The 25,059-nt window shown below is 37.1% G+C and carries 18 protein-coding genes and 1 tRNA gene; 14 read left to right on the top strand and 5 right to left on the bottom strand.

The window, feature by feature from the left end; genetic code table 11:
- Positions 1-16: 16 nt before the first annotated feature.
- A complete protein-coding gene (locus ACFINM_RS01615; protein ID WP_375639912.1) occupies positions 17-766 on the top strand; it encodes a L,D-transpeptidase family protein in 750 nt (249 codons plus the stop codon).
- Between the two features lie 892 nt (positions 767-1,658).
- On the opposite strand, the gene ACFINM_RS01620 is transcribed toward ACFINM_RS01615, so the two are convergent.
- From ACFINM_RS01620 to ACFINM_RS01630, 3 genes are all read right to left on the bottom strand, one after another.
- Positions 1,659-2,720, bottom strand: a complete 1,062-nt coding sequence (locus ACFINM_RS01620; protein ID WP_375639914.1) for a CobW family GTP-binding protein — start codon at positions 2,718-2,720, stop codon at positions 1,659-1,661.
- A gap of 404 nt (positions 2,721-3,124) precedes the next feature.
- Positions 3,125-4,222: a D-alanyl-D-alanine carboxypeptidase family protein gene (locus tag ACFINM_RS01625; protein ID WP_375639919.1), complete on the bottom strand. Its 1,098-nt coding sequence runs from the start codon at positions 4,220-4,222 to the stop codon at positions 3,125-3,127.
- 691 nt (positions 4,223-4,913) lie between these two features.
- On the bottom strand, positions 4,914-5,720 hold the full coding sequence (locus tag ACFINM_RS01630; protein WP_273790137.1) for a 1-acyl-sn-glycerol-3-phosphate acyltransferase: 807 nt from the start codon (positions 5,718-5,720) through the stop codon (positions 4,914-4,916).
- A 129-nt stretch (positions 5,721-5,849) separates the two neighbouring features.
- Between ACFINM_RS01630 and thiD the strand changes: the two genes are divergently transcribed.
- Positions 5,850-6,704: a bifunctional hydroxymethylpyrimidine kinase/phosphomethylpyrimidine kinase gene (gene thiD, locus ACFINM_RS01635; protein ID WP_375620922.1), complete on the top strand. Its 855-nt coding sequence runs from the start codon at positions 5,850-5,852 to the stop codon at positions 6,702-6,704.
- A gap of 1,750 nt (positions 6,705-8,454) precedes the next feature.
- Here thiD and ACFINM_RS01640 read toward each other — a convergent pair.
- Positions 8,455-8,529, bottom strand: a tRNA-Gly gene (locus ACFINM_RS01640).
- 186 nt (positions 8,530-8,715) lie between these two features.
- On the opposite strand from ACFINM_RS01640, the gene ACFINM_RS01645 reads away from it, so the two are divergent.
- The 7 genes from ACFINM_RS01645 (at position 8,716) to ACFINM_RS01675 (ending at position 17,144) form a co-directional block, all read left to right on the top strand.
- A complete protein-coding gene (locus tag ACFINM_RS01645; protein WP_273790096.1) occupies positions 8,716-9,693 on the top strand; it encodes an ABC transporter substrate-binding protein in 978 nt (325 codons plus the stop codon).
- A 63-nt stretch (positions 9,694-9,756) separates the two neighbouring features.
- Positions 9,757-10,653 (top strand): ABC transporter permease, encoded by an 897-nt coding sequence (locus ACFINM_RS01650; protein ID WP_375639923.1) that lies wholly within the window; start codon positions 9,757-9,759, stop codon positions 10,651-10,653.
- Positions 10,646-11,440, top strand: coding sequence for an ABC transporter ATP-binding protein (locus tag ACFINM_RS01655; RefSeq protein ID WP_375620925.1), 795 nt, complete (start codon positions 10,646-10,648; stop codon positions 11,438-11,440). Before ACFINM_RS01650 ends, ACFINM_RS01655 begins: the two co-directional genes overlap by 8 nt.
- Positions 11,441-11,444: 4 nt before the next feature.
- Positions 11,445-12,485, top strand: coding sequence for a DNA polymerase III subunit delta (gene holA, locus ACFINM_RS01660; RefSeq protein WP_375639927.1), 1,041 nt, complete (start codon positions 11,445-11,447; stop codon positions 12,483-12,485).
- Positions 12,486-14,440: 1,955 nt separating this feature from the next.
- A complete protein-coding gene (locus ACFINM_RS01665) occupies positions 14,441-15,370 on the top strand; it encodes a prephenate/arogenate dehydrogenase family protein (protein WP_375620927.1) in 930 nt (309 codons plus the stop codon).
- A gap of 412 nt (positions 15,371-15,782) precedes the next feature.
- On the top strand, positions 15,783-16,637 hold the full coding sequence (locus tag ACFINM_RS01670; protein ID WP_375612213.1) for a YihY/virulence factor BrkB family protein: 855 nt from the start codon (positions 15,783-15,785) through the stop codon (positions 16,635-16,637).
- A 30-nt stretch (positions 16,638-16,667) separates the two neighbouring features.
- Positions 16,668-17,144: a YaiI/YqxD family protein gene (locus tag ACFINM_RS01675; RefSeq protein ID WP_273790302.1), complete on the top strand. Its 477-nt coding sequence runs from the start codon at positions 16,668-16,670 to the stop codon at positions 17,142-17,144.
- A 2-nt stretch (positions 17,145-17,146) separates the two neighbouring features.
- Here ACFINM_RS01675 and ACFINM_RS01680 read toward each other — a convergent pair whose 3' ends face one another.
- The gene (locus ACFINM_RS01680) at positions 17,147-17,842 is read right to left on the bottom strand and encodes a TlpA disulfide reductase family protein (protein WP_375620929.1); all 696 of its coding nucleotides are present in this window, start codon (positions 17,840-17,842) and stop codon (positions 17,147-17,149) included.
- A 32-nt stretch (positions 17,843-17,874) separates the two neighbouring features.
- Here ACFINM_RS01680 and argH point away from each other — a divergent pair, with 32 nt between their 5' ends.
- The 5 genes from argH to ACFINM_RS01705 all read left to right on the top strand — a co-directional run bounded on the left by argH (position 17,875) and on the right by ACFINM_RS01705 (position 24,344).
- On the top strand, positions 17,875-19,275 hold the full coding sequence (gene argH, locus ACFINM_RS01685) for an argininosuccinate lyase (RefSeq protein ID WP_375620930.1): 1,401 nt from the start codon (positions 17,875-17,877) through the stop codon (positions 19,273-19,275).
- A gap of 51 nt (positions 19,276-19,326) precedes the next feature.
- The gene (locus tag ACFINM_RS01690; protein WP_375620931.1) at positions 19,327-19,506 is read left to right on the top strand and encodes an LPS translocon maturation chaperone LptM; all 180 of its coding nucleotides are present in this window, start codon (positions 19,327-19,329) and stop codon (positions 19,504-19,506) included.
- A gap of 8 nt (positions 19,507-19,514) precedes the next feature.
- On the top strand, positions 19,515-20,795 hold the full coding sequence (gene lysA / locus ACFINM_RS01695) for a diaminopimelate decarboxylase (RefSeq protein WP_375639931.1): 1,281 nt from the start codon (positions 19,515-19,517) through the stop codon (positions 20,793-20,795).
- Positions 20,796-20,921: 126 nt separating this feature from the next.
- Positions 20,922-23,351, top strand: a complete 2,430-nt coding sequence (locus ACFINM_RS01700; protein WP_375639936.1) for a TIGR02302 family protein — start codon at positions 20,922-20,924, stop codon at positions 23,349-23,351.
- Between the two features lie 222 nt (positions 23,352-23,573).
- Positions 23,574-24,344 (top strand): class I SAM-dependent methyltransferase, encoded by a 771-nt coding sequence (locus ACFINM_RS01705; RefSeq protein WP_375629065.1) that lies wholly within the window; start codon positions 23,574-23,576, stop codon positions 24,342-24,344.
- The last annotated feature ends 715 nt before the right edge of the window (positions 24,345-25,059 follow it).

The raw sequence follows: 25,059 nt of genomic DNA on the forward strand, positions 1-25,059 counted from the left end.
ATTGGAGTTTTATTCGATGACATTTAGCAGATTCCTTGCTGTGTGTGTGTTGTTTGTAATGGGACTATTGGCAGCATGTGAAGGAAGATTACCAGCCTCTATTCGCGCTAAAGTTGAACAGCCGTTGCCGCAAGAAATCAAAAATAGAATGGTTCTGTATGATATAGATCCCTATGCACCGATTATGATGCGGTTTTTTAAGGAAGAAAATCTTGCTGAAGTTTGGAAGCAATCTCGTTCAGGACCTTTTATCTTGGTTGCTCGCTATGGCATTTGCAAATGGTCTGGTAAGCTTGGACCTAAATATAAAGAAGGGGATCTTCAGACACCAGAGGGTTTTTATACTATTAGCGCAAACCAAATGAATCCTTATTCAAAATATTATCTCTCTTTTAATATAGGATTTCCTAACCTTTATGATCAGGAAAATGGTCGCACAGGAAGCAATCTTATGGTGCATGGTTCTTGCTTTTCCGCAGGTTGTTATTCTATGAGTGATAAGAACATGGCTCAGATTTATGCGTTTGCACGGGATGCTTTTAAAGGAGGACAAAGAGAGTTTCAGTTGCAGGCTTTTCCTTTCCGCATGACCGAGGATAATATGTCACGTCATAGCAAGAATCCTCATTATCAATTCTGGGTTATGCTTAAGAAAGGTTATGATTTTTTTGAAAAAAATCGTCAACCTCCAACTGTTGAGGTTTATGAAAAACGTTACGTTTTTAATCGCGATATTGATAAAAATTCAGTTTCTCTAATGCAGTAAGTGTTATTGTATCTTACAGCACCGTAAACACTATCACTTAATAATGGCGATACAGGATATGCAAAAACTTTGCACACAAGGTGTTTAAGTGAGTGGTCAATAGTCTTAAAGTGCAGAGTTTTTTCATAGAGCCTTAATGTAAGTAAATCATATGAAGTGGGAAGCCAAGAGGAATTTTCTCAAAGAAGTTGGATTGTTTGCACATCGGCACTGGTGTCAATCTTCATTTTTAGTGAAGAGTAAGTTAACATAAAATGCACCTCTCTTTTTATTTCTTTCAAAGAGTTTTATTCTTTTATGCTGTAAAATATTGTCTTGTCGTGCTGTTATATAAGATACATTCACATATTTTAAAATGCGATATTGCCTCTGTCTGATTTTGGTTTTTTTCTTAACAGGGATTTTGATTTCAATTAGCTTGAATAAATATAGAGTTGAGCAGAATATTTTAGAACCAAGAATTTGGTCAATCTGTCTGTGAAATGAATCACATGAAGTGGTTTGCAGATGAAGCGCATTTAGAGAGAAAACAATCCGTTTGCAGATTGATGGATATTAAATTTTTTATCATAACAATTTTATTTATAATGATAATTTAGTGTTATTCAAGTTAAATTAGAACCCTGAATACCGTAAGATTCTCTCATTTCAAAGCTGTTCCATGTTGAATAAATAAAAACCATTTGCTTGCACGTTACAAGCGGGGATAACCGCGTGGGTGAAACTGTGCAAGAAAGACTAAAATGCTTTTTACAAACCGTCTAAAATACCAAGGGCTTGTTTCAACATTGGGAATTAGCAAAGTGTGTAATGGTGCCGGTTTGCTCCTTTAAAAGCATAAAGATGGTGGTGCTAATGAATTTAATGTTATATCATTGAAGGGGAGAAAAAATTAAAATTTTATTCCTGGAATGACTAGAGGATTTTCTAAGAGAGCTGTTTTGTCTGCAGTATCTATTGCTGGTTTATTAAAAAAAGCATTGAGAAGCTTTTGTATTGCGTCTTTTTCAACACCATCGGCAATGATGACGAAACGTGTTTGTTTTATTCCTTTTGGCCATGCTGGTAATCTTATGGGAGGATGAAAAAATGTTTGTACGCCATGTAATACAAGTGGGCGATAAGGGTCATCACGCAATGCGATAATTGCTTTAATACGTAATAATTTTGTACCATAACGCTCTTGTAGGAGATCTAAAAAAGCTTCAATTGTGGCGTAATCAACAGGACCCTCACAGTTTAGTGAAAAGGTACGAATGGTTTTATGGGGGGTATGATCATGTGGGGTAGTCGTAAGATTTTGTTTAAGTTTTGTATTTTCTACTTTTTCATCCCATAATGTGTTATTTATTAATAGATTTGAACAGAAATCTTTAGAATGGGCGTCAATGATTTGTGCTGTAGGATTCATTGTTTTAAGTGTGCTAAGGAGTGCATCTGAAAGCGTTTGTGGGTCTCTAAGATCTGTTTTGGTGAGAATGATTTTATCAGCAAATATTAATTGTTTATATATTTCAGGATAGCGCTTACATATGGAAAGTGGACTTAATGTATCAAATGTTGCAAGAACAGCATTTATGGACAATGTTTGAATAAACAATGGGTGGCTTAAAAGTATTTGTAAAATAGGGGCGGGATCAGCCATCCCTGTGGTTTCAATGATAATATGATGGAGTTGTTTGATCTGTCCTGCCTGAACGCGATTTATTAAATCAATTAATGTGTCGATGAGATCACTGCGTAAATTACAGCATAAGCAACCATTGGCAAGCTCAATAATTCCTTCTGTCGTTTTTTCAACCAGAAGGTGGTCAATACTGATTTCGCCGAATTCATTGATGATAACAGCACATTCTGTTAGAAGAGGGTCTTGTAGCATACGGTTGAGCAAAGTTGTTTTGCCAGAGCCTAAAAAACCCGTAATAAGCGTGAGAGGGATGCGCTTTATTTTCATGTTAATCATCAATCATAGTTTTGTTTTTAAAAAATATATCTCAGTATGTCTAACCAATTTATAATGATGTCCGTGAGGGATGTAATGGTTAATCCCTCATGAGATCCATTGTACCACTATCTTTACGCTTATAAAGGTAGGTGCACGTGGGTATATTATACACTTTTAGCGTCAATGTTATGATAATTTTTGGTTCTTGAAAGGACTTATAGGAAGGATTTTTATTCCTTGTTTTAATTATTTTATCTACATGTTCATCCACCTTGTGGCGCGCAAGAGACTGGTTTTATTGATTCAATAAATACAGATTTGAAATGAGAGAATCTTACAATACTTGTGGTTTTGACATAAGGTACAAAATAATTAATTATCATTATAAATCAAAGTATTATAATTAATGTAGATTATGATTTATGGCTTTTTATAGAATGGTTTGCGTGCCTTTTATACGGAATATAGGGTTTTCTTAGTGGTTTTACTGTCATTTTAGGTGTTTGTGGCGTACGAATGAGGTGTACTGATAAAGGATGAGAAAAAGAAGGTGGAGCAGTGATAAAAGGTGAGGTGAGAATAATATTTCCTTGATCATCATATGAATTTGCATGCATTTTTATGGCTTCAGGTGTGCATGTTTGTTGTCTCATATTGTTGGCTTGTGTTATGTTGCTCCCATAAGGTTTTAATGTTGCTAGTGTTAATTGGGGGCTTCCTTGGTGCAAAAATCCTATTTCAAGAAGTTGTGCAGCTTTTTCTTCTCTTTCACTTATGTTGTTAGCACCTAGAATGACAGCAATAATTGTACGTTTATTGCGGGTGGCTGAGGCAACAAGATTAAAACCAGAGGCACAAATAAAGCCTGTTTTCATACCGTCTATCCCATAAAAACGGCCAATGAGGTTGTTTGAGTTATGTTGGATTTTTCGATTATTACCAAAATCAATGGCTGGAATAGAAAAATAATGAGCATATTGTGGAAATTCTCGACGTATTTGAACGGCTAAAAGAGCAATATCGCGTGCCGTGGAGTAGTTTTGAGGATCTGGTAAACCACTTGCGTTCGCAAAATGGGTGCCAAACATGCCTAAACGTTTAGCTTCGCTATTCATTTTACGTACAAAATCTTTCTGTGAACCCGCAACAGCTTCACTCATGGCAATGGCTAAATCATTGGTAGATTTAACCATGGTGATACTTAAGGCTGTATCAAGTGTGAGTACAGAACCAGCTTTATAGCCTGAACGATATGAGGGAGCTTTTGCGGCGTATTCGCTGATGGTGATATGTTTGTTTGGTGAAACTTCCCCTCGGCTCATGGCACGAAAAATAACATAAGCGGTCATTAATTTTGTCAAGGAAGCAGGATACCAACGCTCAAAAGCTTGATTATGTTTTAAGATTCGCCTCGTTGTAACATCAACAGAAATAAAAGGCTGCGCTAGAGCAACAGCGCTGGATAAACTCAAAATCACAGAAAAAAATAAAGTATAGAAGAGACGTCGCATTAATTTAAATCTAGTTCCCTCTTATTCGTTATTTAGAATTATTTTAATGTAGCACACAAAGTATTTAAGTCTAGGATAGGAAGGAAAGATGGTTAATTGCTGTATCCGTTGTGTCTGTGGGATAAAAACCAATTCTCATTTTATTTTCCCCTTGAATTTGGTTTGATGACTTAAGTATCTCAAGAAATACTTTTTAAATAATGAAGATTGTACAAGATTTCAGGTTCTTGGAGGGATTGAATTTCTCAGAAAGGAATGAATCTGCATAATCATGCATTTTTCTTGCTCTCCTGTTAGGATAGCCCTTGGCACTTGAGACGGTTCGTAAAAAGCATTTTAATCTTTTCTTGTATCGTTTTATTCACACAGATATCCCCGCTTGTAATGTGTAAGAAAATGATTCTAATTGATTCAACCTAGAATAGATTTGAAATGAGAAAATCTTACGGTATTCAGGGTTCTCATTCAAGTTGAATAACGCTAAAACATCCTTATAAATCAATGAGATGTATGTTATTTAAATAATTTTAAAGAGAGGAAGAATTCTTTTTCAAAAAAATTTACACATTGATCATTTCTTATCATGTACAAGTGTTTTACAATTTTGAATTAGAAAGTTTGAAGTATCTTTCTTATATTTTTGTTCCCTATACTCCGCTCAATATACAAAGTTATGCATTATTCTTATCAATCAGTGCATTGTTTCATGATGATTTAGTTTTTGAAGTTTCTGAACAGCGTATGGTGGCATAGGAGGAGGGGTAGGATCTTGAGCTGCTAAGAGAAGCAGTTCATCACACGCTTTTTCAGTTTTTTGGACAAGTTGATCTAGAAAATCACGTTTGCTTAAACCCGCTTCTATCGGGGGAAGAATACGGACACGAATTGTTCCGGGATAGCGGCGAAAATTATTGCGTGGCCAATATAAACCCGCATTGTGTGCAATAGGGACAACTTGAAGTCCTAATTCATTATAGAGCGCGACAATTCCTGACTTATAATCTGGTTCTTGACCGGGTTGTCGGCGTGTTCCTTCGGGAAAAATCAAGATTTGGCGCCCTTGTTTTACTTTCTCTTTTGCTTTTTGTATAATCATTTTTAAGGCTTTGATGGGTGTTGTGCGGTTAATGGGGATAATTTGCGTTTTTGCCATATACCAGCCAAACAATGGAATCCACATCAATTCACGTTTTAAAATGAGAGTGGGATCATCAAAATAAGGAACAAGACTGAAAGTTTCCCAAGCCGATTGATGCTTTGGAGCAATGATATAGGGTCCTTTGGGAAGATTTTCTAAACCTTCAATCTCATAACTTGTGCCTGCGATGTATTTTTGCAAAAAGAGTGTAACGCGTGCCCATGTTTTAGGGACAATCCATGCCTTTTTGCGGGGCATTAAAAAATAAACGGGAGCGTAAAGAATCATTTGTATGAAAGTTGTTGTATAAAAAGCGAACGTAAAAAGAATAGAACGAAGGATAAGCACTACATTTTCCATTTTATATCTATAAGAAGACTTCATATATAATATAATTCACATGAGAAAACATCTTCTTTATGTTTTCTCAAGCATCTATTTTTTCGGTAACTCATTTTCCGATATTTAAAAACAGAAGGAAAGAGGTTAATGGAATTACAAAAAGATAAACTTTTTATTCCACGGATTTTATCTATTGCGGGAACAGATCCTTCTGGTGGCGCTGGAATGCAGGCGGATTTGAAGGTTTTTTCAGCTATGAAAACTTATGGTATGAGTGTGGTTACAGCTGTTGTTGCACAAAATACTCAGGGTGTGCGTTCTTTTCAGGCATTAGATGCTTCTTTTGTTGCAGATCAAATTGATTCTGTTTTTGAGGATATCCATGTTGATGCCGTTAAAATTGGTATGGTTGCAAATGCTCAGATTGCACAGGTTATTGCAGAACGTCTTGCTTATCATAAAGCGCGTTTCATTGTTTTTGATCCGGTTATGGTTGCAAAAAGTGGTGATGTTCTTTTAAAGTCTGATGCAATTGAAATTATGCGTGATGTTCTTGTGCCGATGTCAACTTTGATCACGCCAAATTTGCCTGAAGCTGCATTGTTATTGGGATGTGAAGTGCAATGGTCTTTAGAGACTATGTATCAATATGCTCCACGACTCTTGGCGCTAGGGTGTCATGCAGTTTTGTTAAAAGGGGGACATTTGAATACGCTTACCAAAAATAGTACAGAAAATTACGATTGTTCTAGTCCAGATCTTTATTGTGATTGTGAAAACCTTTTTATACTTGAAGCTTCTCGTCTTTCAACCACTCATGATCATGGGACAGGGTGTACCATTTCTGCTGCCATTGCAGCTCTGTTACCTACTCAACCTTTGGATTGCGCTGTTAAACAAGCAAAAGATTATTTGCATGGCGCTTTAACTGCCTCAGATGCTTTAAAAGTAGGGAAAGGGCGAGGGCCGCTTCATCATTTTTATGCATTATGGAAAGATTAATACAACGGTTGATAGTGAAAAATCTTCACTCTATGAATTTGTTTCGTCATTATATGATGTTTTGGACTTGTGACTGATAAGTGTTAGCGCATTGTAGCTTAACAGTTATTTTGTATTAAGAAAGATAAGAAAAAATGTTATAATTTGTTTCTTTTATATATTTTTTACGATTAATCTATCCTGTTTCAGAGGCAATTTTGAGTATAAAAAAGAGAGCAAGGAATTGTAAAATCAGGATTTGATAGCAAAAAGAGTAGAGGGAAAGACCTTTTACAAGGCGATATTAAAGCTGGCGGATCCACTATATTCGCTGTTTCTTATATTGGTGGTAAAACAGGATGAGCCAAAATCGTCATCAAAATTATTATATATCTAACATTTATATAGTTTTTGTCGGCATGGATAGGGTTTTCTAAATAGAAATTGATACTTCCTGATGAAATTATCAATGATCTTTCAGGTGATGTGGTAAATTTTTTTCGGATATTACAACGTCATTATCCTTTTTTATGGAACTGCTTTGTGAAATTATTGGCGTTTCAGATGAGTAGCCATGAGGAGTTTCAACATTTAATACAGCAAGATCTAGAAACTTTTACGAATTTAGAGCGGACTTTAAGGTTTTTATATTTATAGTGATTAAGTTTTAGCGAGAAGGTAGTCGATTGCACAATCGGAGTTTCAATAGACCTGTAGCATATGGTTTAATCTTTTCAAAATTGAATTTTCATTCTGTTGTTTAGCAGAGGTTACCATTAAACATTTAAAATGGTCTGATTTTATTGTGCGCTATGACGGTTTCAATACTTTATGTTACCTTATCTTGATTTGAAGTTATGCTCCTCATGTAAAATAGAATGCATTTATATTGTTAATTCACATGTCTATTTTAAAGAGATTTCTCTCAAAGTGTGTCATATCCATTTTATAATAACGTTCGTGAATGGTCTAAAGCCTCTATGAAGTGTATAAAGCTATTATGCTCCCCATTTTTACGTTTTCAAGGTGAAAGGGGTACTCCTCTATACTATTTTAGCTCCCAATTTTGCGATAATCTTTGGTATTTCAGAGTTTTCAGAAGAAGAGTTTTTATTCCTTTCTTCAAGTGAATTTTATTGATGCCTCAATTTTTCCTGTTATGCGTGAGCAGATGATTGTGAGTGATTTTAATGTATAGAGATTTGAAATGAGATAATCCTATGATATTTTAGACGCTTGCTCAATATGAATAATTATAAATTATCTTTATGAACCAAGTTATTAATTTATTTTTGTATTGAAGATTATTCTGGATAAGAATTTGTTCAAGAAAGAGGATTATCAAATGATGTCCACGCTGTTTGCACAAGTACAAGGGAACATTTCTTTTGTCTTTCAAATGATGTGCCAGAAATCCCAAAAACTTAATTTACTCTAAATAATAGGTGAAAACAGTTTATTTCGTTTGAAAATAATTACAATTAGCGTGAGAGATTTTTCATCATCGACTGCGATATAGAAAAAGTAACAATACACATAAAAGACCTTTAAATGATCTTTGAAAGGTCTTTGAAGACCCTTTGAGAACCCCTTAAAAACTCTTTGAAAAAAATAAATTGGTACAAAACCTAGTGGCAAAACATACAAAACCTGCTGGCAAGCTACAGTGGAAATATATATATAAAACCTGCTGGCAAGCTACATACATACAGCTACAACAACCGATGACAAGCTATAACTCCACACAAGAACGAATAAATACAAAATTCAATGGAGCGGGCGATGGGATTCGAACCCACGACCCCAACCTTGGCAAGGTTGTGCTCTACCCCTGAGCTACACCCGCTTACCGATTCGATATATGTCTTGTCTGTATGGCGTAGGCTTCTATGAATTGCAACAAAAAAATATCATTTTAGTTTGATTTATTTTGTCCATGTTTCGATAAAATGAAATAAAGATTGATTTTAGAAAATTCTTCAGTCATAAATTATTCCTTTTTTAATTTTTGCATGGAGAGGGGTGGAATATAATGTTGAAGAGAATAAATATATTAGGGATTATCATTGCAACTGTTTTTATGATGAACAGTGTTGCAAAGGCCGATGACCAAGTTAAACACGTTAAAGTTGCAATAACGCAAATTATGGTCCATCCTGCTGCGGATGCTGTTCGTAAAGGTGTGGAAGATGTGCTTGCAGCAAATGGTTATAAGCAAGGTGAAAATTTTCAACTTACCTTTTTATCAGCGCAGGGTAATATTTCAACAGCAACGCAAATTGCGCGTAAATTTGTTGGTGATAAACCCGATGTTATTGTAGCAATTACCACGCCTTCAGCACAAACGATGCTTGCGGCAACAAAAACAATTCCTATCGTCTTTGCAGCAATTTCTGATCCTATCGGAGCTAAAATAGTTTCTTCGCTTACCAAACCTGGCGGTAATATGACGGGGAGTTCTGATCGTATAGATGTTGCAGAAAGTGTTAGACTTTTACAAGAAGTAAAACCAGATTTGAAAAAAATTGGTTATCTTTATAATGCTTCTGAGGCAAATTCTGTTTCGACACTTAAAACGTTAAAGGATGTAGCAAAAAAAGCTGGAATTGAAATTATTCCCTCATCGGCACCAAAGCCTTCAGATGTTCAGGCAGCAACACGCGCTTTAATCGGTAAGGTCGATATTATTTTTGTTCCTGCTGATAATACGATTTTATCTGTTTTAGAAGGTGCAATAAAGGTCTCAGAGGAAGCCAATATGCCTGTATTTACTGTTGATGCTAATACTATCGGGCGTGGGCCTTTTATGACGCAAGGTGTGAATTTCTATGATGTAGGGGTTGATGCTGGGAAATTGGTTGTGCGTATTCTAAAGGGTGAAAAGCCTGGTGATATTGATGTTGTGCAGGCGGCTAATAATGACATTCGAATTGATTTGAAAGCAGCCCAAAAAGCAGGGATTGTTATTCCGCAGGCAGTTATTGACCGTGCAACAAAAGTGATTCAATAACTTTTATTGATAGAGTGTTGATACAATAAAAATACGTTAAGTTTTCATGGGGATTGTCTTTACATGAATATATTTGCGTTTTCTGGTGCTGTGGAATTAGGCCTTATTTATGCGTTTGTTGCTATAGGGGTTTATCTTTCATTTCGGGTTTTAGATTTTCCTGATTTAACAGTTGATGGATCGTTTCTTCTTGGTTCCTGTGTCTGTGGTGTTTTGATTCTCTTGGGTTTCAATGCATGGACAGCTATGGCATGCGCTTTTTGTGCAGGTATGGTGGCTGGTTTATTAACAGCTCTATTGAATTTGCGTTTTGGCATTTTGAATCTTTTAGCTTCTATTTTAACAATGTCAGCACTCTATACGGTTAATCTTCGTATTATGGGAATTATGGGAGGGTCTAATGTTAATTTAGCTCTTGCTGATACGGCGTTAACGCCCTTTTATAATCTGTTTGGTTTGTCTGATATTTTTGTGCGTCCTCTTTTCGTTGGTATTGTGTTGCTCGTTATGGCGTTTTTGATTTGGCGCTTTTTGGAAAGTGAAATTGGTCTTGCTATGCGTGCAATGGGCGCTAATCCACGCATGGCGACGGCGCAAGGTGTCCATACATCAGCATTGATATATTTTGGAATGGGGCTTTCCAATGCGTGTGTGGCACTTGGTGGTTCTCTTTATATTCAAACTGCGATTGCAACAGATATTACCGGTGGAATTGGAACAATTGTTTTTGGGTTGGCAGCCGTGATTATCGGTGAAACTCTCTTTCGTACGCGCAATATTTTTTGGATTATAATCAGCTGTATTGTAGGGTCTGTGCTTTATCGTGTGGCGGTGCAATTTGCATTTGAAGCAAATGGCATAGGCATTGATACGTCGACAGATCTTCAGTTGATTACTTCGCTGTTGGTTGTTTTAACCCTTATTGTGCCACGCTATTGGAGGAGGCATAAACGTGATTGAGTTTTTTCATGTTGGGGTCACATTTAAACCGCAAACACCTCTGGAAAAACAGGCTTTAATTGATATTAACCTGAAAATTGATCAGGGTAGTTTTGTTACGGTTATTGGTTCAAATGGTGCTGGTAAATCAACGTTGCTTAGTGTTTTAGCGGGTGCAACGCTTCCCTCAACGGGGAAAGTGGTTATCAATGGACAAAATGTTTCTAGGCAATCAGTCAGTGAACGCGCTGGAAAGATTGCTTGTGTTTTTCAAGATTCGTTAGAGGGAAGTTGTGGTTCTTTAACAATTGAAGAAAATTTGGCTCTTGCTGCTCTTCGAGGAAGTCGTCGTGGTTTGCGTGCGGCTTTAAATCATGAGAAACGGCAATTTTTTCGAGAGAAAATTGCTCAATTAGGCATTGGTCTTGAAACATATATTCATAATCCTATGGATAGTTTATCAGGTGGGCAACGCCAAGCAGTTTGTCTTGTGATGGCAACATTAGCACATGCGGATGTTTTATTGCTTGATGAACATACCTCAGCGCTTGATCCTGGAATGGCTGATTTTGTGATGCGGTTGACTGAAAAAATCGTTGAAGAGAAAAAATTAACAACTATCATGGTGACTCATTCTATGCGTCAAGCTCTTGATTATGGCGATCGTACCTTGATGTTGCATGGTGGAAAAGTGATTTTGGATGTCTGTCATGAAGAGCGGAAGGGCTTGGATGTCAATGATTTAATTGGCATGTTTCAGAAAGTTCGTGGGGAAGTTCTTGATGATGATGAACTATTAATGGATTAATAGTGTGGCTCAGAAAAAAGCACATGAAGTTGATCAGTTTCTAATGCGTTTTTCACGTGCTTTTCCTATTGTTCTCATTTATGGGCCAGATCGTGGTCTTATTTGTGAGCGTGCACAATGTTTTGCAAAACTTACACGGGTAGCAATAGAAGATCCATTTTCGACAATTCGTTTGGATGCTGCTGAAATTGATAAAGATCCTGCACGTTTAGAAAATGAAGCGCGTACGTTATCTCTTTTTGGGGGAGATCGTTTGATATGGATCTCTAATGCTGCTAACCAAAAAGGTTTTCTTGCTGCCTTAAAACTTTTAATTGAGAAACCACCAGAAGCTTGTTTTATTCTCATTGAGGCAGGGGATTTAAAAAAAGGAACAGGGTTGCGCAATGCTATTGAAACAGCATCAAAAGCGATGGCTTTGCCCTGTTTTGCCGATGATATGCGGTCTCTTGACGGTTTGATTGATGAGGTTTTAGGACAGTTTAAGAAGACTCTTTCTTTAGATGCACGTAGATGGTTGCATGAATGTTTAGGGGCGGATCGCCTTGTATCACGCAGTGAATTAGAAAAGCTTTGTCTTTACCCTGCAAATGTTCATATTACTCTTGAAGATGTGAAAGCTGTTGTAAGCGATGTCAGTGCTCTTTCTCAAGATGAAGTCATTGATGCTCTTTTATTGGGCGATATATCAGGCTTTGAAGCGCATTTTAACCGACATGCAGCAGTGCAGGGGGCACTTTTTTTAATTTTGAGTACAGCTCAAAGGCATTTTCAGCAATTACAGCTATTGCGTTATCAGGTAGAGGTTGAAGGAAATTCACCTTTTACGGTGGTTTCTCAGGCACGCCCTCCCATTTTTTTTCAACGGAAAAAGATCGTTGAACAAGCTTTAAAATATTGGAAGTTAGAACAAATTTCTTATGCAATGGAAAGAATTCAGAGTGCTGTTTTAGACAGTCGTAAAAATCCACTTTTGGGCGAAGCTATCATTCGTCAAGTTTTGTTAGGGCTTACAATTATTGCACGACGCCAGATGGCAGCTTAACAGCCTAGAAATATAATGATTTTTTATTTTTGGTATACCACAGAGGTATTTTCAGCAATTAAAACTGTTATGCTATCAAGTAGAGGTTGGTAGAACTTGTATTTTTGAGGATGCATTTTAGGAGCTTGAAAGCTTGATAGAAATTTTTCTTCAAAAGAAATAGTTTATTTTCAAAAGGCCATTTTGAAACAGTTTTATTATTTTGTTGTGTCGTAAAATACTGTTTTTTAGAGTAGTGATACGAGGCTCATATCAAATTTTATGTGTTCGATGTTTTTTTGTGTGGGTATTTGGTGAATATTAGGTTGGTTCATAGAGTCTTAATGGAGTAACATCCCCATGTAAAACAGAGTATCTCAAACAACAGAAGACACTTGTATGGTAGATTCATACGCTTTCTTAGAAATATTTTTCAATGCGCGTCATATCTATTTCGCGGCGGTGTTTATGAATGGTGTAGAAGTAAAGTTCCTTGTGAAGAATATAAAACCCATAGAGCCACTCTATCTTTACGCTTAATAAAAGTGAAAGTCGACACTCATTATATACTTTGCTAGCCTCTAATGTTGCTACAGTTTTTAGCATTAGAGAGCGTTTTTCATCATTTTTTCTCACGTGTCTTCTTGTGACGTGTAGACAAGAGATTTTAATTGATAAGAGGGTTTGTGATGGAAGAATTTTACAGTATTCGAAGTTATAATTCAAATTGAAAAAAATTGTTATTTTTATAAATCAATATATTATAGATTAATTGAATCACATAAAATAGTGAGCTAGAGGAATCTTTTAGACAAGAAAGTGAATGGTGTGCAGATCTGTATGAATTAAGAATCTTCGTGGGATGAGGAGAAGGTCAAAATAGATTATGATGAAAACGACAGCACTTATGGGGAAACTTTTATGTTTGATACAGAGATGATTATCTTAGCAATGAATGTGTCTCATAAACAGAGCTAGCCATTGTTTATTATTAATAATTTATTATTTTTCATATTAAATCAATCAGAACAATGTCTTTTGCACGTCATAAGTGGGGGGCGTGTGGATAAAAGCTGTACAAGAAAGCACTAAAAATGCCTCTTATGAATGCTCTCAAATTCCAAGGTTTTTTGCAACATTGGGGGTAGGAAAATATAATGATAGTGTTTTATTAAGTGTGAAGAGGGTCGTGCTTAATAGATTTATAGTTATAACATTTACGAACACTGTCGTGAGATAGGCTAGGGAGCGAGATGCCTTTTGAAACAAACCCATGAATTTGTAATCCAAATTTATTCTGTTGAGGGCGTTCTGTTTTACGTAAGGGGTGTGATTCCATTAAAGGGATATTCGGTGTTTTTGTTATCAAACTTTTTCTTTATTGAGAGGGCGTGTTTTTCTCATATTTATTTGATTTACGGTATCCGGAATCGGGAGAGGAAAATGTTTTTAATGGTATATTTTGGTATGCGTTGTTTTACGGTGTTTTCAATATTCGCGAAACTTATGTTGATGTTGTAGGTGGAGGCGTAATACGTTTTTATATAGGTCTAATGTACAAATTAATGAACGTATCGGGATAATTGGAGAAGAGTTAGTGTCTGCTTACGCTTTTGATGTGTTTTTTGTGAGTAAATTAGTAAGATAAAGTAAACTGATGGGATTTTATGTAGAGTCGTTGTTATCCTAATTGAGAGTGCATTTTATTTTGTTTCGGTGATGCGCTTTGATCAGTAATTAAGAGGGAGTTTTAGAGCGTGATTTTAGATTTCTCGTCATTTATTTTTTATGTGTTTTCTAGGTAAAGTGATCTGTTGTCAGCTTGCGCAGGTGATAATTGGTAAACTGCGTTATTCTTTATTCCCTAGTTGTCATTTTTTAATGTTTTACGCATAACTCTTGAACAAACAAACAAGAAAATTGTGATTTTACAATTGTCTTTATTGCCATTTGCAAAGAATCTTTGAAGGTGAAAGATGCTCCATATCCAGTTTGAAAAAATAGCACTCATTGGGATCGGTCTGATTGGGTCTTCTTTAGCAAGAGTGATTAAAAAGAAAAATCTTACGGCTCAGATTTCTATTGCAACACGTCGTCCAGAAACCCTGAAAAGAGCGCGTGAATTGGAGCTTGGGGACTTTTATACGACAGATAATGCAAAAGCTGTTGAAGGAGCAGATTTGGTTATTCTTTCTGTTCCTGTTGGGGCTAGTGCAGAAGTGGCAAAAACCATTCGTGATCATTTAAAACTTGGAGCGATTGTGAGTGATGTTGGTTCTACGAAAGCGTTGGTTATTGCGGAAATGGCACCTTTATTGCCAAAAACGGTTCATTTTATTCCAGGGCATCCAATTGCTGGAACGGAATATTCAGGACCGGATGCTGGTTTTGCTGATTTATTTATGAATCGTTGGTGTATTTTAACGCCTTTTGCGGATAGCGATGCTGCTGCTGTCGCACAATTAACAGCGTTTTGGGAAGCTTGTGGTGCGCGTGTCGAAAAGATGGAACCTAAGCATCATGATCTTGTTTTGGCTATTGTTTCACATTTACCCCATTTGATTGCGTATAATACTGTTGGGACAGCGAGTGATTTAGAAAAAGTAACAAATTCGGAAGTGATTGCTTATTCCGCTTCCGGTTTTCGTGATTTTACGCGTTTGGCCTCTTCTGATCCCGTTATGTGGCGGGATATTTGTTTGCATAATAAAGATGCTATTTTAGAAATGTTGGGTCGTTTTAGTGAAGGGCTTGCTTTTTTAGAACGGGCAATTCATTTAGGAGATGGTGAGACACTGTTTAACTTTTTTACACGTACGCGTGCTGTACGTCGCAATATTATTGATGCTGGACAGGAAATTGATGCTCCTGATTTTGGACGTCAGAGTGTTTCTAAAAAAGGGTAAATAAAAGCAAGGGGGGGGGTTGTTGAATTTCGTTGGTTTTTTCTAGAAATCGATAAGAAGTTTTTTCTTTATTCAGTCATAGATTGCAATAAAAAAGAGTGGTGATTGCTTCGATACAGATAACCATGACTTCAAAAGGTTTTATGTGTGCACGATCATCTTGCTTAGTTCTCTATAGGGCATATGATGCACAGAAGAGGTTACTGATCTGTAGAAGTAACAAAAAAATGAAGTCGTTGTAGAACTTCATAGAGTGGGTTATTGTTTTTGTTTTGGTATAAAGTCGGGCTTGACCGTATTGATTATTGACCGTTATATTGCAACATTGCAAAATGTTTATTTGCAGAGTTTTGATGATTTTTATAAAACTTGAAATAGACTGAGGAAGAGTTTTACCAGAAAGTATTGAGTTTTGTTAAAAAATATCTTTTGGTATAGCTATCGTATTTTTGGTGACGCAGTAAGTCATTATTGGCGTGATAGTGGGAGTGCTTTTGCAAGCCATGTTGCGCTATCGGGGCTTTTAGCATTTTTCCCTTTTTTTATTTTTGGAACATCGTTTGCTCGTTTTCTAGGTGCTTTTACCTATACACCGCAGAAAATTAAAGCACTGGTGCAGTTATTGCCTGATGTTATTGCAGAGCCGTTATCTCAGGAAATTGTCAATGTTTTAACCATTCATCGAGGAGGTGTGTTGACGCTTTCTGTCATTGGAACGGCTTATTTTGCTTCTAATGGGATAGAGGCTTTGCGTACGGCTTTAAATAAAGCTTACCGTGTTACTGATCGACGGAGTTTGTTATTTTGTCGTTTTCAAAGTCTGTTTTTTGTAATCCTTGGAGCTGTTGGTCTTGTTGTGATTAGTTTTTTATTGATTCTGGCGCCTTTGTTGATCAAAATTATGCAAAATCATTCTTTTTTTATGACTGAATATATTGCTGTTATTCGTGTATGGCGTTATACAGTTGCAATCGTTATTTTGTTTATCAGTCTTTTGATTGTTCATAAATGGCTTCCAGCAGGGCGGCGGAAAATTATAGATATTTTACCAGGAATAGTGGTGACAATGTTTATATGGTTTATGGCTTCTATCGCTTTTGCGCAATATTTAACGATGTTTGATTATATTTCTACCTATGCAGGGTTGGCATCTATTATGGTTGCTATTATTTTTCTCTACATATTGAGTGCAATTTTTATTTTGGGAGGAGAAATAAACGCGGCGATAATGTTTTATCGCAAGGATTTGCAACATTCAGATGAATGAAAGAGTTTATTATTGCTTGAAAGCCAAGGTATGAATATCCCAATAAAGCCTGCTATCACTTTGTTGATTGATGCGGATGCTTGTCCTGTAAAAGATGAAGTTTATCGTGTGATGAATCGTTATCAGCTTAAGACATTTGTTGTGGCAAATCGTTCTTTGTCTCTTCCAGATGAAGCACTCATTGAAAGAGTGGTCGTTGCTGGTGAATTCAATGGTGCTGATGATTGGATTGTAGAACATGTGCATGAGGCAAGTATCGTTATTACCAGTGATATTCCTTTAGCAGCACGGGTTGTGCAAGCTGGGGGTTTTTGTCTTTCGCCAACGGGGCGTATTTTTGATGTAAATTCAATTGGTCAGGCTTTGGCGATGCGCAATTTGATGGAAGATTTGCGTGGACAGGGCAGTATAATAGGTGGTCCCCGTCCTTTTTCTCGTAAAGACCGTTCTGCTTTTTTGTCAGCACTGGATCTTGTTATACAACGTTTAAAAAGACGCGGTTATTAAAGTTATAGGGCTTCTTTAATGACTGCTTTTATAAGTGCTTTGGCATCGTCATTGGCCCACGGAGCTGCACCATTGAAAGAAGCAATGAGATATCCATCTTTATCAATGAGTAATGTAATGGGGAGTCCTAAAGCGAGCCCCTGTTTTCTAACATTGTTGAAAATATCCATTGTTTCATCGCGATAGTAAAGCAAATTATCTGAATGAATATTCTGTAAAAATTGCTGAATTTTTTCAGGAGAAGCAGTTTTATCGATATTAATAGCTATGACATCAAAGTTTTCTCCACCTAATTCACGTTTTAATTGCGCAAGTTCAGGCATTTCTGTGCGGCAAGGTGCACACCAAATAGCCCATAGATTGACCAGCATTGGTTTTCCAGTAAATTCGCTGAGTGTGTGCTCTTTTCCTAGAATATCCTTGAAAGAGAGTTTATTCATATCTGAGGGCGTATCAGCAAATCGTATGTGGCTAAAAAAGCCTTTTGCTGCTTTTCGTATCGCCATCATTTTTTCTGCTCGTGCTTTATCAGTATTTATTTCTTGTGCTTGTGCTGCTGAAATGAAATTGAAAAGAAAAAACTCTCTTTTGGTATCGTAGTTTATGGTTGCGTATAAACTCAATGCAATGATAAAGAATGCAAGGGAGAGTTGCCTTTTTTTATTGTTTTTTTCGCTGATGAAAATTTGAAAAATCATAATTTTGTCCTTTGAATGGGTGTTTTCAGAATATGACAGATGAGAAGTTAAAGAACCAAATGTGGGGTGGTCGGTTTGCGGCAGCTCCTGCTGCAATTATGGAAGAAATTAATGCTTCTATTGATTTTGATCAAAAACTTTATCGACAAGATATTGAAGGTTCTCTTTCTCATGTGGCTATGTTAGCGCAAACGAAAATCATTTCACAATCAGATTATGAAAAAATTGTTCATGGTTTGAAACTTATTCGCCAAGAAATTGAAGACGGTAAATTTGTTTTTTCACGAAAGCTTGAAGATATTCATATGAATATTGAAGCGCGGCTGAGCGAATTGATAGGTCCTGTAGCTGGGCGTTTGCATACGGCGCGTTCACGCAATGATCAAGTTGCTGTTGATTTTCGCTTGTGGGTATGTGAAGCAACGCAAAAGATAGCACAAGCTTTAAAAGGATTGATAGAGCAATTACTTATTCGCGCAGAACAACATGTTGATACCTTTATGCCAGGCTTTACGCATTTACAATTGGCTCAACCTGTAACATTGGGTCATTATATGATGGCTTATGTTGAAATGTTTGGTCGAGATTTATCGCGGATGCGTGATGCTCTTGAGCGAATGAATGAATCGCCTTTAGGGGCGGCTGCTTTAGCGGGGACAGGCTTTCCAATTGACCGTTTTATGACAGCAAAAGCGCTAGGCTTTCGGGAACCTACACGCAATTCAATTGATAGTGTTTCAGATCGTGACTTTGCATTGGAATTTTTAAGCGCTGGCGCTCTTTGTGCAACACATCTTTCACGTTTAGCAGAAGAAATAATTCTTTGGTCAAGTGAACAGTTTTGTTTTATTCATTTATCAGATGCTTTTTCAACGGGTTCATCTATTATGCCACAAAAGAGAAATCCTGATGCGGCAGAGTTAGTACGAGCGAAAGCAGGTCGATTGAATGCTGCACTTATGGGATTGTTAACGGTGATGAAAGGATTACCGCTTGCTTATTCAAAGGATATGCAAGAAGATAAGGAATATGTGTTTGATGGGGCTTTGAGTTTGGAATTATCACTAGCAGCAATGACAGGGATGATTGCTGATTTGAAAGTGAATAAAAAAGCTATGAAACAAGCAGCGGATTTAGGGTATGCAACAGCTACAGATTTTGCGGATTGGCTTGTACGCAATTTAGGGATTCCTTTTCGCAAAGCACATCACATCACAGGGTGTGCTGTGGCATTGGCAGAAAAAAAACAGTGTCGCCTTCATGATTTATCATTAGATGAACTTCAAGCAATTTGTCCTGATATCAATGCGACACTTTTTGATGTTTTGACCGTTGAAAAATCTGTTGAAAGTCGTAAAAGCTTTGGGGGAACAGCGCCTTCAGAGGTTCTTCGACAAATTGCGTATTGGAAAAAGCGTCTCGTGAGCGCTTGAGTGATTGTATTTTAAAGGTAAAAAAGAAATCGAGATGAGGAAAGAGGACAGATGAAAATTATAATAAAGGGGTTGATGGTTGTCCTTTTTGGGGGCTTTGGTGTCGTTGGGTGTGGGCGTAAAGGGTCATTGGAGATGCCTCCTTCAACAGGAGTGAATTCTTCACAAGGAACTTTTGTTTCTCAAGGCAAAACAGATAAACCTTTTATTCTTGATCGGTTAATACAATAGGAATTTTTATGCGTTTTTTTTCTTATCATCAGGGTGTGCTTCACGCTGAAGGTCTTTCTCTTTTGGAACTTGCGCGGGAAGTTGGAACACCTTTTTATTGTTATTCAGCTAGCGCAATCGTTGCACATTTTAAAGATTATCAGAATGTATTTCATGATATGCCGAGTTTAATTGCTTATGCGGTTAAAGCGAATTCCAATCAAGCAGTTTTACAACTTTTAGCTAACAATGGGGCGGGAGCTGATGTGGTCTCAGAAGGGGAATTACGGCGTGCACTTGCTGTTGGTATTCCTGCGCAGAATATTGTTTATTCTGGTGTTGGTAAAACAGTGAGAGAAATAGATTTTGCTCTTGCACAAGATATTTATTGTTTTAACGTTGAATCAGAGCCAGAACTTGAACAATTATCGGCGCGGGCTGCTGCGCTTTCAAAAACAGCTCGTATTTCTTTACGCCTTAATCCTGATGTGGATGCTAAGACTCACAAGAAAATTACAACAGGTAAGTCTGAGAATAAATTTGGTATTCCACTGTCTTTGGCGGGTAATGCATATAAAAAAGCAGCTCAATTGCCCGGTCTTCATGTGTGTGGTGTTGATCTCCATATTGGCAGTCAAATTTGTGATTTAAAACCGTTTGAGGATGCATTTGTTATTGTTGCAGATTTTGTGCGTCAATTATGGAATAATGGTTATGCGATAACCCATATCGATATTGGGGGCGGGCTTGGTATTCCTTATGGTTATGAGCAGAATCCAGTACCTTCTCCTTTTGAGTATGCAGCACTGGTAAAGAAACATATTGCGCCTTTAGGGATCAATATTATCCTAGAACCTGGGCGTAGTATTGTTGGTGAAGCCGGTGTGTTGGTGACATCGGTTGTGTATTTAAAAAAGGGGGAAGGACGAAATTTTGTTATTGTTGATGCGGCGATGAATGATTTCATGCGTCCAACGCTTTATGATGCGTGGCAAAATGTAATGCCAGTGAAAAAAACACCAATAGATGCCCCTCTGATTAATGCTGATATTGTCGGTCCTATCTGTGAAACTGGTGATTATTTAGGCTTGGAACGTTCTTTGCCAGTGTTGAAAGCGGGTGATGTTTTGATGTTAACAGGAGCAGGGGCTTATGGCGCAGTGATGGCAAGCACTTATAATAGTCGACTTTTGGTGCCGGAAGTTCTGGTTCAGGATACGCGTTATGCAGTCATTCGTCCACGCCTTGATTATGCACAATTGATAGGCTGTGATCATATTCCAGATTGGATTGAGCCCAAATTAGATTGAGCATTATTAAATATTTTGGGTCTTATTTTTACTAAACTTTGATGAAACAATTTATTTTCTAGAAATTGTTTTGTATGGGGTTTATGATCTTAATGCACCACGATAAAAGGGGATAAATGCTTGTTTATGAAAAATAAAAACATCAAAGGTTTTGCAATGAAGCTTTTGTGTGTGCGCATTTTGATGTGGGGGATCCTTTCATTTGAACGGATGTGGGTACGGTTGTTACCATTTTTCCTCGTTCTTAGTCTCTTTTGTTCGTTTAGCTGGTTGGGACTTTTTGGTATTTTGGGCTATTGGTCACATTTGCTCTTACTTGGGGTTATACTTATTTGTGCTGGGGCGAGTTTATTTTTTCTTATTCGTTTTCGGTTTCCCACAATGCGGGAAGTAAATTGCCGCCTTGAACGCGTCAATGATCTTAGACATCAGCCTTTGAATATTCAGACAGATCGTTTATGTTCTGAAAATGATGAAGATTTTAGTGCTGTTATTTGGCGTGAACATCAACGCCGAATGGCAAAGCAATTATACCATTTAAAAACTGGATTTATCTCTCTTAATAGTGCGGATTATGATCCTTTAGCTTTGAGGGCTTTGTGTGCTCTTCTTTTTGTGTGCGCTTTTAGTTTTTCTTTTGGTTCACAAGGGGGGCGTTTGGCTGATGCCTTTGATTTTCGTCCTATCGTTGATGAAAAACTCATGCGGATTGATGCTTGGGTAACACCACCTGCTTATACCGGTGTGGCACCGATTTATTTGACAAAAGATGAGAAAACACAACTAGAAATCCCTGAAGGGAGTAATGTTGTTGTGCGTGTTGTCAATGGGGCTGGCATTACAGTAAAAGCAAAGTCTGTAGAAGATGGGAGGGAAGTTTCGTTTTCAGAGAAAACGGAACAAACAGCTTTGAATGATCCAATTGTTCATTTTGAAACACATTTAAAGCATCCAATAAATTTATTTGTATCATCACGTCGTAAAAAACAGCAATGGCATTTGCAGATAATTAAGGACACGCTTCCAACAATTCATTGGTTGGAAAAACCAGGGAGGATTTTAACGGGATCATTGGAGTTACGATATGTGGTGGATGATGATTATGGTGTGACAAAGGCTTTTGTTGAAATAGAGCCTTTTCTTCCTCAGAATAAAAGTGCTTCTTCTCTTTATAATGCTCCGGAAATAGAGCTTCTTCTTCCGCGTGGTGGAAAGGGGAAAATGCGAATGGTGCAGGATATATCAGCGCATCCATGGGCGGGTTCGCAAGTCAAAATTACTTTGGTGGCAGAAGATGGTGCGGGGCAGAAAGGGCGTAGCAAAACTTTTGTTATGATATTACCACAGCGTGTTTTTTCGAATCCTGTTGCACGCGCAGTGGTTGAACTGCGTCGTTTATTAGCTCTTAATCCTTTAGCGCGAGAGCGGGTACTTGATATGCTTTCTGCTTTGCTTGTACGTCCAGAAAAGGGGTTGCAAAATGCATCGCATTTTATTGTTCTACAAAGTGCGTGGACAAGACTTTCTTTAGCACAAACAGACGAGGATTTGCGCGATGTGGTGGATTATTTATGGCAAATTGCTTTGGGTATTGAAGGCAATCAACTTGAATCCGTGCAAAAAAAGTTAAAACAAGCACAAGCTGCTTTACATGATGCATTGCGTTACGGTGCTTCAGCGGCAGAAATTGAACGGCTTATGGCAGATTTACGTCAAGCTATGGATGAGTATATTCGTGCTTTGGCTGAAAAAGCACCGGATAGTCAAGTTTCTAAAAATTCTAAAAGCTCAAAAAGTCCTAATCTTTCTGAAGCTACATTACAAGAAAAGTTAAATTTAATTGAGGAAATGGCTAAAACAGGCTCTTCTTTAGCAGCTGAACAACTCTTGGCGGAAGTTGAACAGACGCTTGATCATTTGCATGTGCAAAAAGGTAATCAAAATGAGGGAGAAAAAAGCCAATCTGCACAAATGAAAGAAAAGATGGACCAGCTTGGAGATTTAATGCGTCGTCAGCAAGAAATTCTCAATGAAACACATCAGTTAGAGATGGAACAAAAACGCGGAGAAAATGTACCGGAAACACAAAAAAAATCTTTAAAAAAACGTCAAGCTGAATTGCAATCTGAATTATCAACATTAGAAAAAGAATTATCAGAACAAGGATTTGAAACAGGGGGCGCCTTGAAAAGGGCAGAAGAAAAAATGAATTCTGCGGAAAATGCTCTTGATAATGGAAATCATCAGGTATCTATACAAAATCAGTCTGATGCTTTGGAATCTTTGAGGCAAGGTGCACAAAATGTTTTGAAAAAAATGCGCGAAACACTTAAAGAAACGGGAAATGATCAAAATGCTGATTCTGGTCCTAAAGATCCGTTAGGACGTCCACTTTCTTCAAAAACAGATGAAGAACAAGAAGGCGAGGCACTACCACAAGAAAGTGATCAAATGCGTACGCGGCAGATTTTGGATGAAATTCGCAAACGTCTTGGTAAAGAGCATCTTTCAGAAGAAGAAAAAAACTATCTTGAAAGATTGCTTCATTTTAATTAACCAGTGTTGGCTTTTTTCTTAATTGATGTCAAAAACAGTATATGAAGAACCTCTATGGGGTTTATCTCCAAAAAAATGATTAAAGTGCTTGTAAGGTAATAATCATCCTATTGTACTGATTTTTTAATCATTTAAGTTTAAAATATGCAATATTGAAATGTTCGCTATTGCGGAAAAAAAGCAGAAGTCCATATAGGTTTGGTATATGAAAATCTGTAATGTTTGAAATTTGTTTCTACATGGTATGTTGAGTTGGATATCGTTACGCTGAAAGATTTTTATGCTTCTGCACTTGGACTGCGTGTGCAAAAAACGCTGTGTGACCAATTGAATTTATGGTGGCCTGATCTTACGGATAAACGGATTATGGGATTGGGTTATGCACTTCCTTATCTTTCTACATTGCGTGAACGTGCCCAACAATGTTTTGCTTTTATGCCAGCTTCTCAGGGTGTTTCGCCTTGGCCTTGTTCTGAGCAAGTTGCTACAGCGCTTGTTTTTGAAGAAGATTTGCCACTTCCTGATGCGTCAGTTGACTGTATTTTATTGGTACATGCATTAGAATATACAGAAAATTCATTTGAAACGTTGAATGAAATATGGCGTGTTTTAGCACCTAATGGCCACTTGATCGTTATTGTACCTAATCGCTCTGGTTTTTGGGCGCGCAATATTACTACGCCCTTTGGTTATGGCGAACCCTATAGTCGGCAACAAATTACTCGTTTGTTCGAAAAAACAAATTTTGTTTCTGGGCCAATACAAGAAATTGTACACTATATGCCCTCTACGGGGTATTTTTCGCGGTTGTTCTCATTTTTTTACGAGCCATTTGCTCGCTATCTTTTGCCTTATTTTGGTGGACTCTTAATGTGTCAGGCACAAAAACGTGTTTATCAGGGTTTGCTCGTACAGCGTCGTCAGTCGCGACGTATTTTTATTCCTGCTTTATCACCACAGACAAGAAATATTTTAATTTATAAAGATAATTAATCATTTTGTCATTGTCATAAGAACCGCAAGTATAGAAGAATTCTCTTATTTCAATTTTTTGCATTTACAATTAAAAAATATTCTTTTGTACATTAATATGTGGAATTGGTATGTGAATAAAAATCTCAAGTATCTATATACCGAACCATATTTCATGAATAGTGGAAACATTTTAAAAGAAAAAAATGCTGGTATCTTCGTAAACGTAAAAATAGCAGAGTCCAAGAGATCTTACATAATATGGTTTATGGTGGTTAAAAACTGTACAAGGAAGGATTACAATGCTTCTTATAAACCATCTCAAGTATCAAGGGCTCCTCTGCAACATCGAGATCTAACATAAGTGTGTGATGGTGCTGGCTTGTTCTTTTATAAGCGTAAAGATGGTGGTGCTCAGTGGCTTTATCGTTAGGATAAACATTTAGCGTTATATCATGAATTATATAACCTCTTAAGAGGAGATAAAGTCATAAAGAATAGAGGAAAACTATAAAGATAAAAAACATCTCTCAATTTAGGCTAGTGAATATGAGATAAAGCAGTGCGTGGAGCGGTTTTTCTGAAAAAAATAATCATAAATAGTACTCATCTAAAGATGATAGTTATGATCAAGAATGTTGCTAAAAGATATCACGATTATTTATATGCGAAACATATTAAAAACTTTAGAAAGAACAAAAGTATGTGAAACAGAAGTTACAAAGTATATCGTGAG

Source organism: Bartonella sp. AA168HLJHH (genome assembly GCF_042197365.1).
GTDB lineage: Bacteria > Pseudomonadota > Alphaproteobacteria > Rhizobiales > Rhizobiaceae > Bartonella.

Bases quoted from the DNA above. Each gene is read 5' to 3' on its own strand.
- ACFINM_RS01680 (WP_375620929.1), bottom strand. From the start codon at position 17,842: ATGATTTTTCAAATTTTCATCAGCGAAAAAAACAATAAAAAAAGGCAA.
- thiD (WP_375620922.1), top strand. From the start codon at position 5,850: ATGGAATTACAAAAAGATAAACTTTTTATTCCACGGATTTTATCTATT.
- ACFINM_RS01700 (WP_375639936.1), top strand. From the start codon at position 20,922: ATGAAAAATAAAAACATCAAAGGTTTTGCAATGAAGCTTTTGTGTGTG.
- ACFINM_RS01645 (WP_273790096.1), top strand. From the start codon at position 8,716: ATGTTGAAGAGAATAAATATATTAGGGATTATCATTGCAACTGTTTTT.
- argH (WP_375620930.1), top strand. From the start codon at position 17,875: ATGACAGATGAGAAGTTAAAGAACCAAATGTGGGGTGGTCGGTTTGCG.
- ACFINM_RS01615 (WP_375639912.1), top strand. From the start codon at position 17: ATGACATTTAGCAGATTCCTTGCTGTGTGTGTGTTGTTTGTAATGGGA.
- ACFINM_RS01690 (WP_375620931.1), top strand. From the start codon at position 19,327: ATGAAAATTATAATAAAGGGGTTGATGGTTGTCCTTTTTGGGGGCTTT.
- ACFINM_RS01625 (WP_375639919.1), bottom strand. From the start codon at position 4,222: ATGCGACGTCTCTTCTATACTTTATTTTTTTCTGTGATTTTGAGTTTA.
- ACFINM_RS01620 (WP_375639914.1), bottom strand. From the start codon at position 2,720: ATGAAAATAAAGCGCATCCCTCTCACGCTTATTACGGGTTTTTTAGGC.
- ACFINM_RS01650 (WP_375639923.1), top strand. From the start codon at position 9,757: ATGAATATATTTGCGTTTTCTGGTGCTGTGGAATTAGGCCTTATTTAT.
- ACFINM_RS01675 (WP_273790302.1), top strand. From the start codon at position 16,668: ATGAATATCCCAATAAAGCCTGCTATCACTTTGTTGATTGATGCGGAT.
- lysA (WP_375639931.1), top strand. From the start codon at position 19,515: ATGCGTTTTTTTTCTTATCATCAGGGTGTGCTTCACGCTGAAGGTCTT.
- ACFINM_RS01630 (WP_273790137.1), bottom strand. From the start codon at position 5,720: ATGGAAAATGTAGTGCTTATCCTTCGTTCTATTCTTTTTACGTTCGCT.
- ACFINM_RS01665 (WP_375620927.1), top strand. From the start codon at position 14,441: ATGCTCCATATCCAGTTTGAAAAAATAGCACTCATTGGGATCGGTCTG.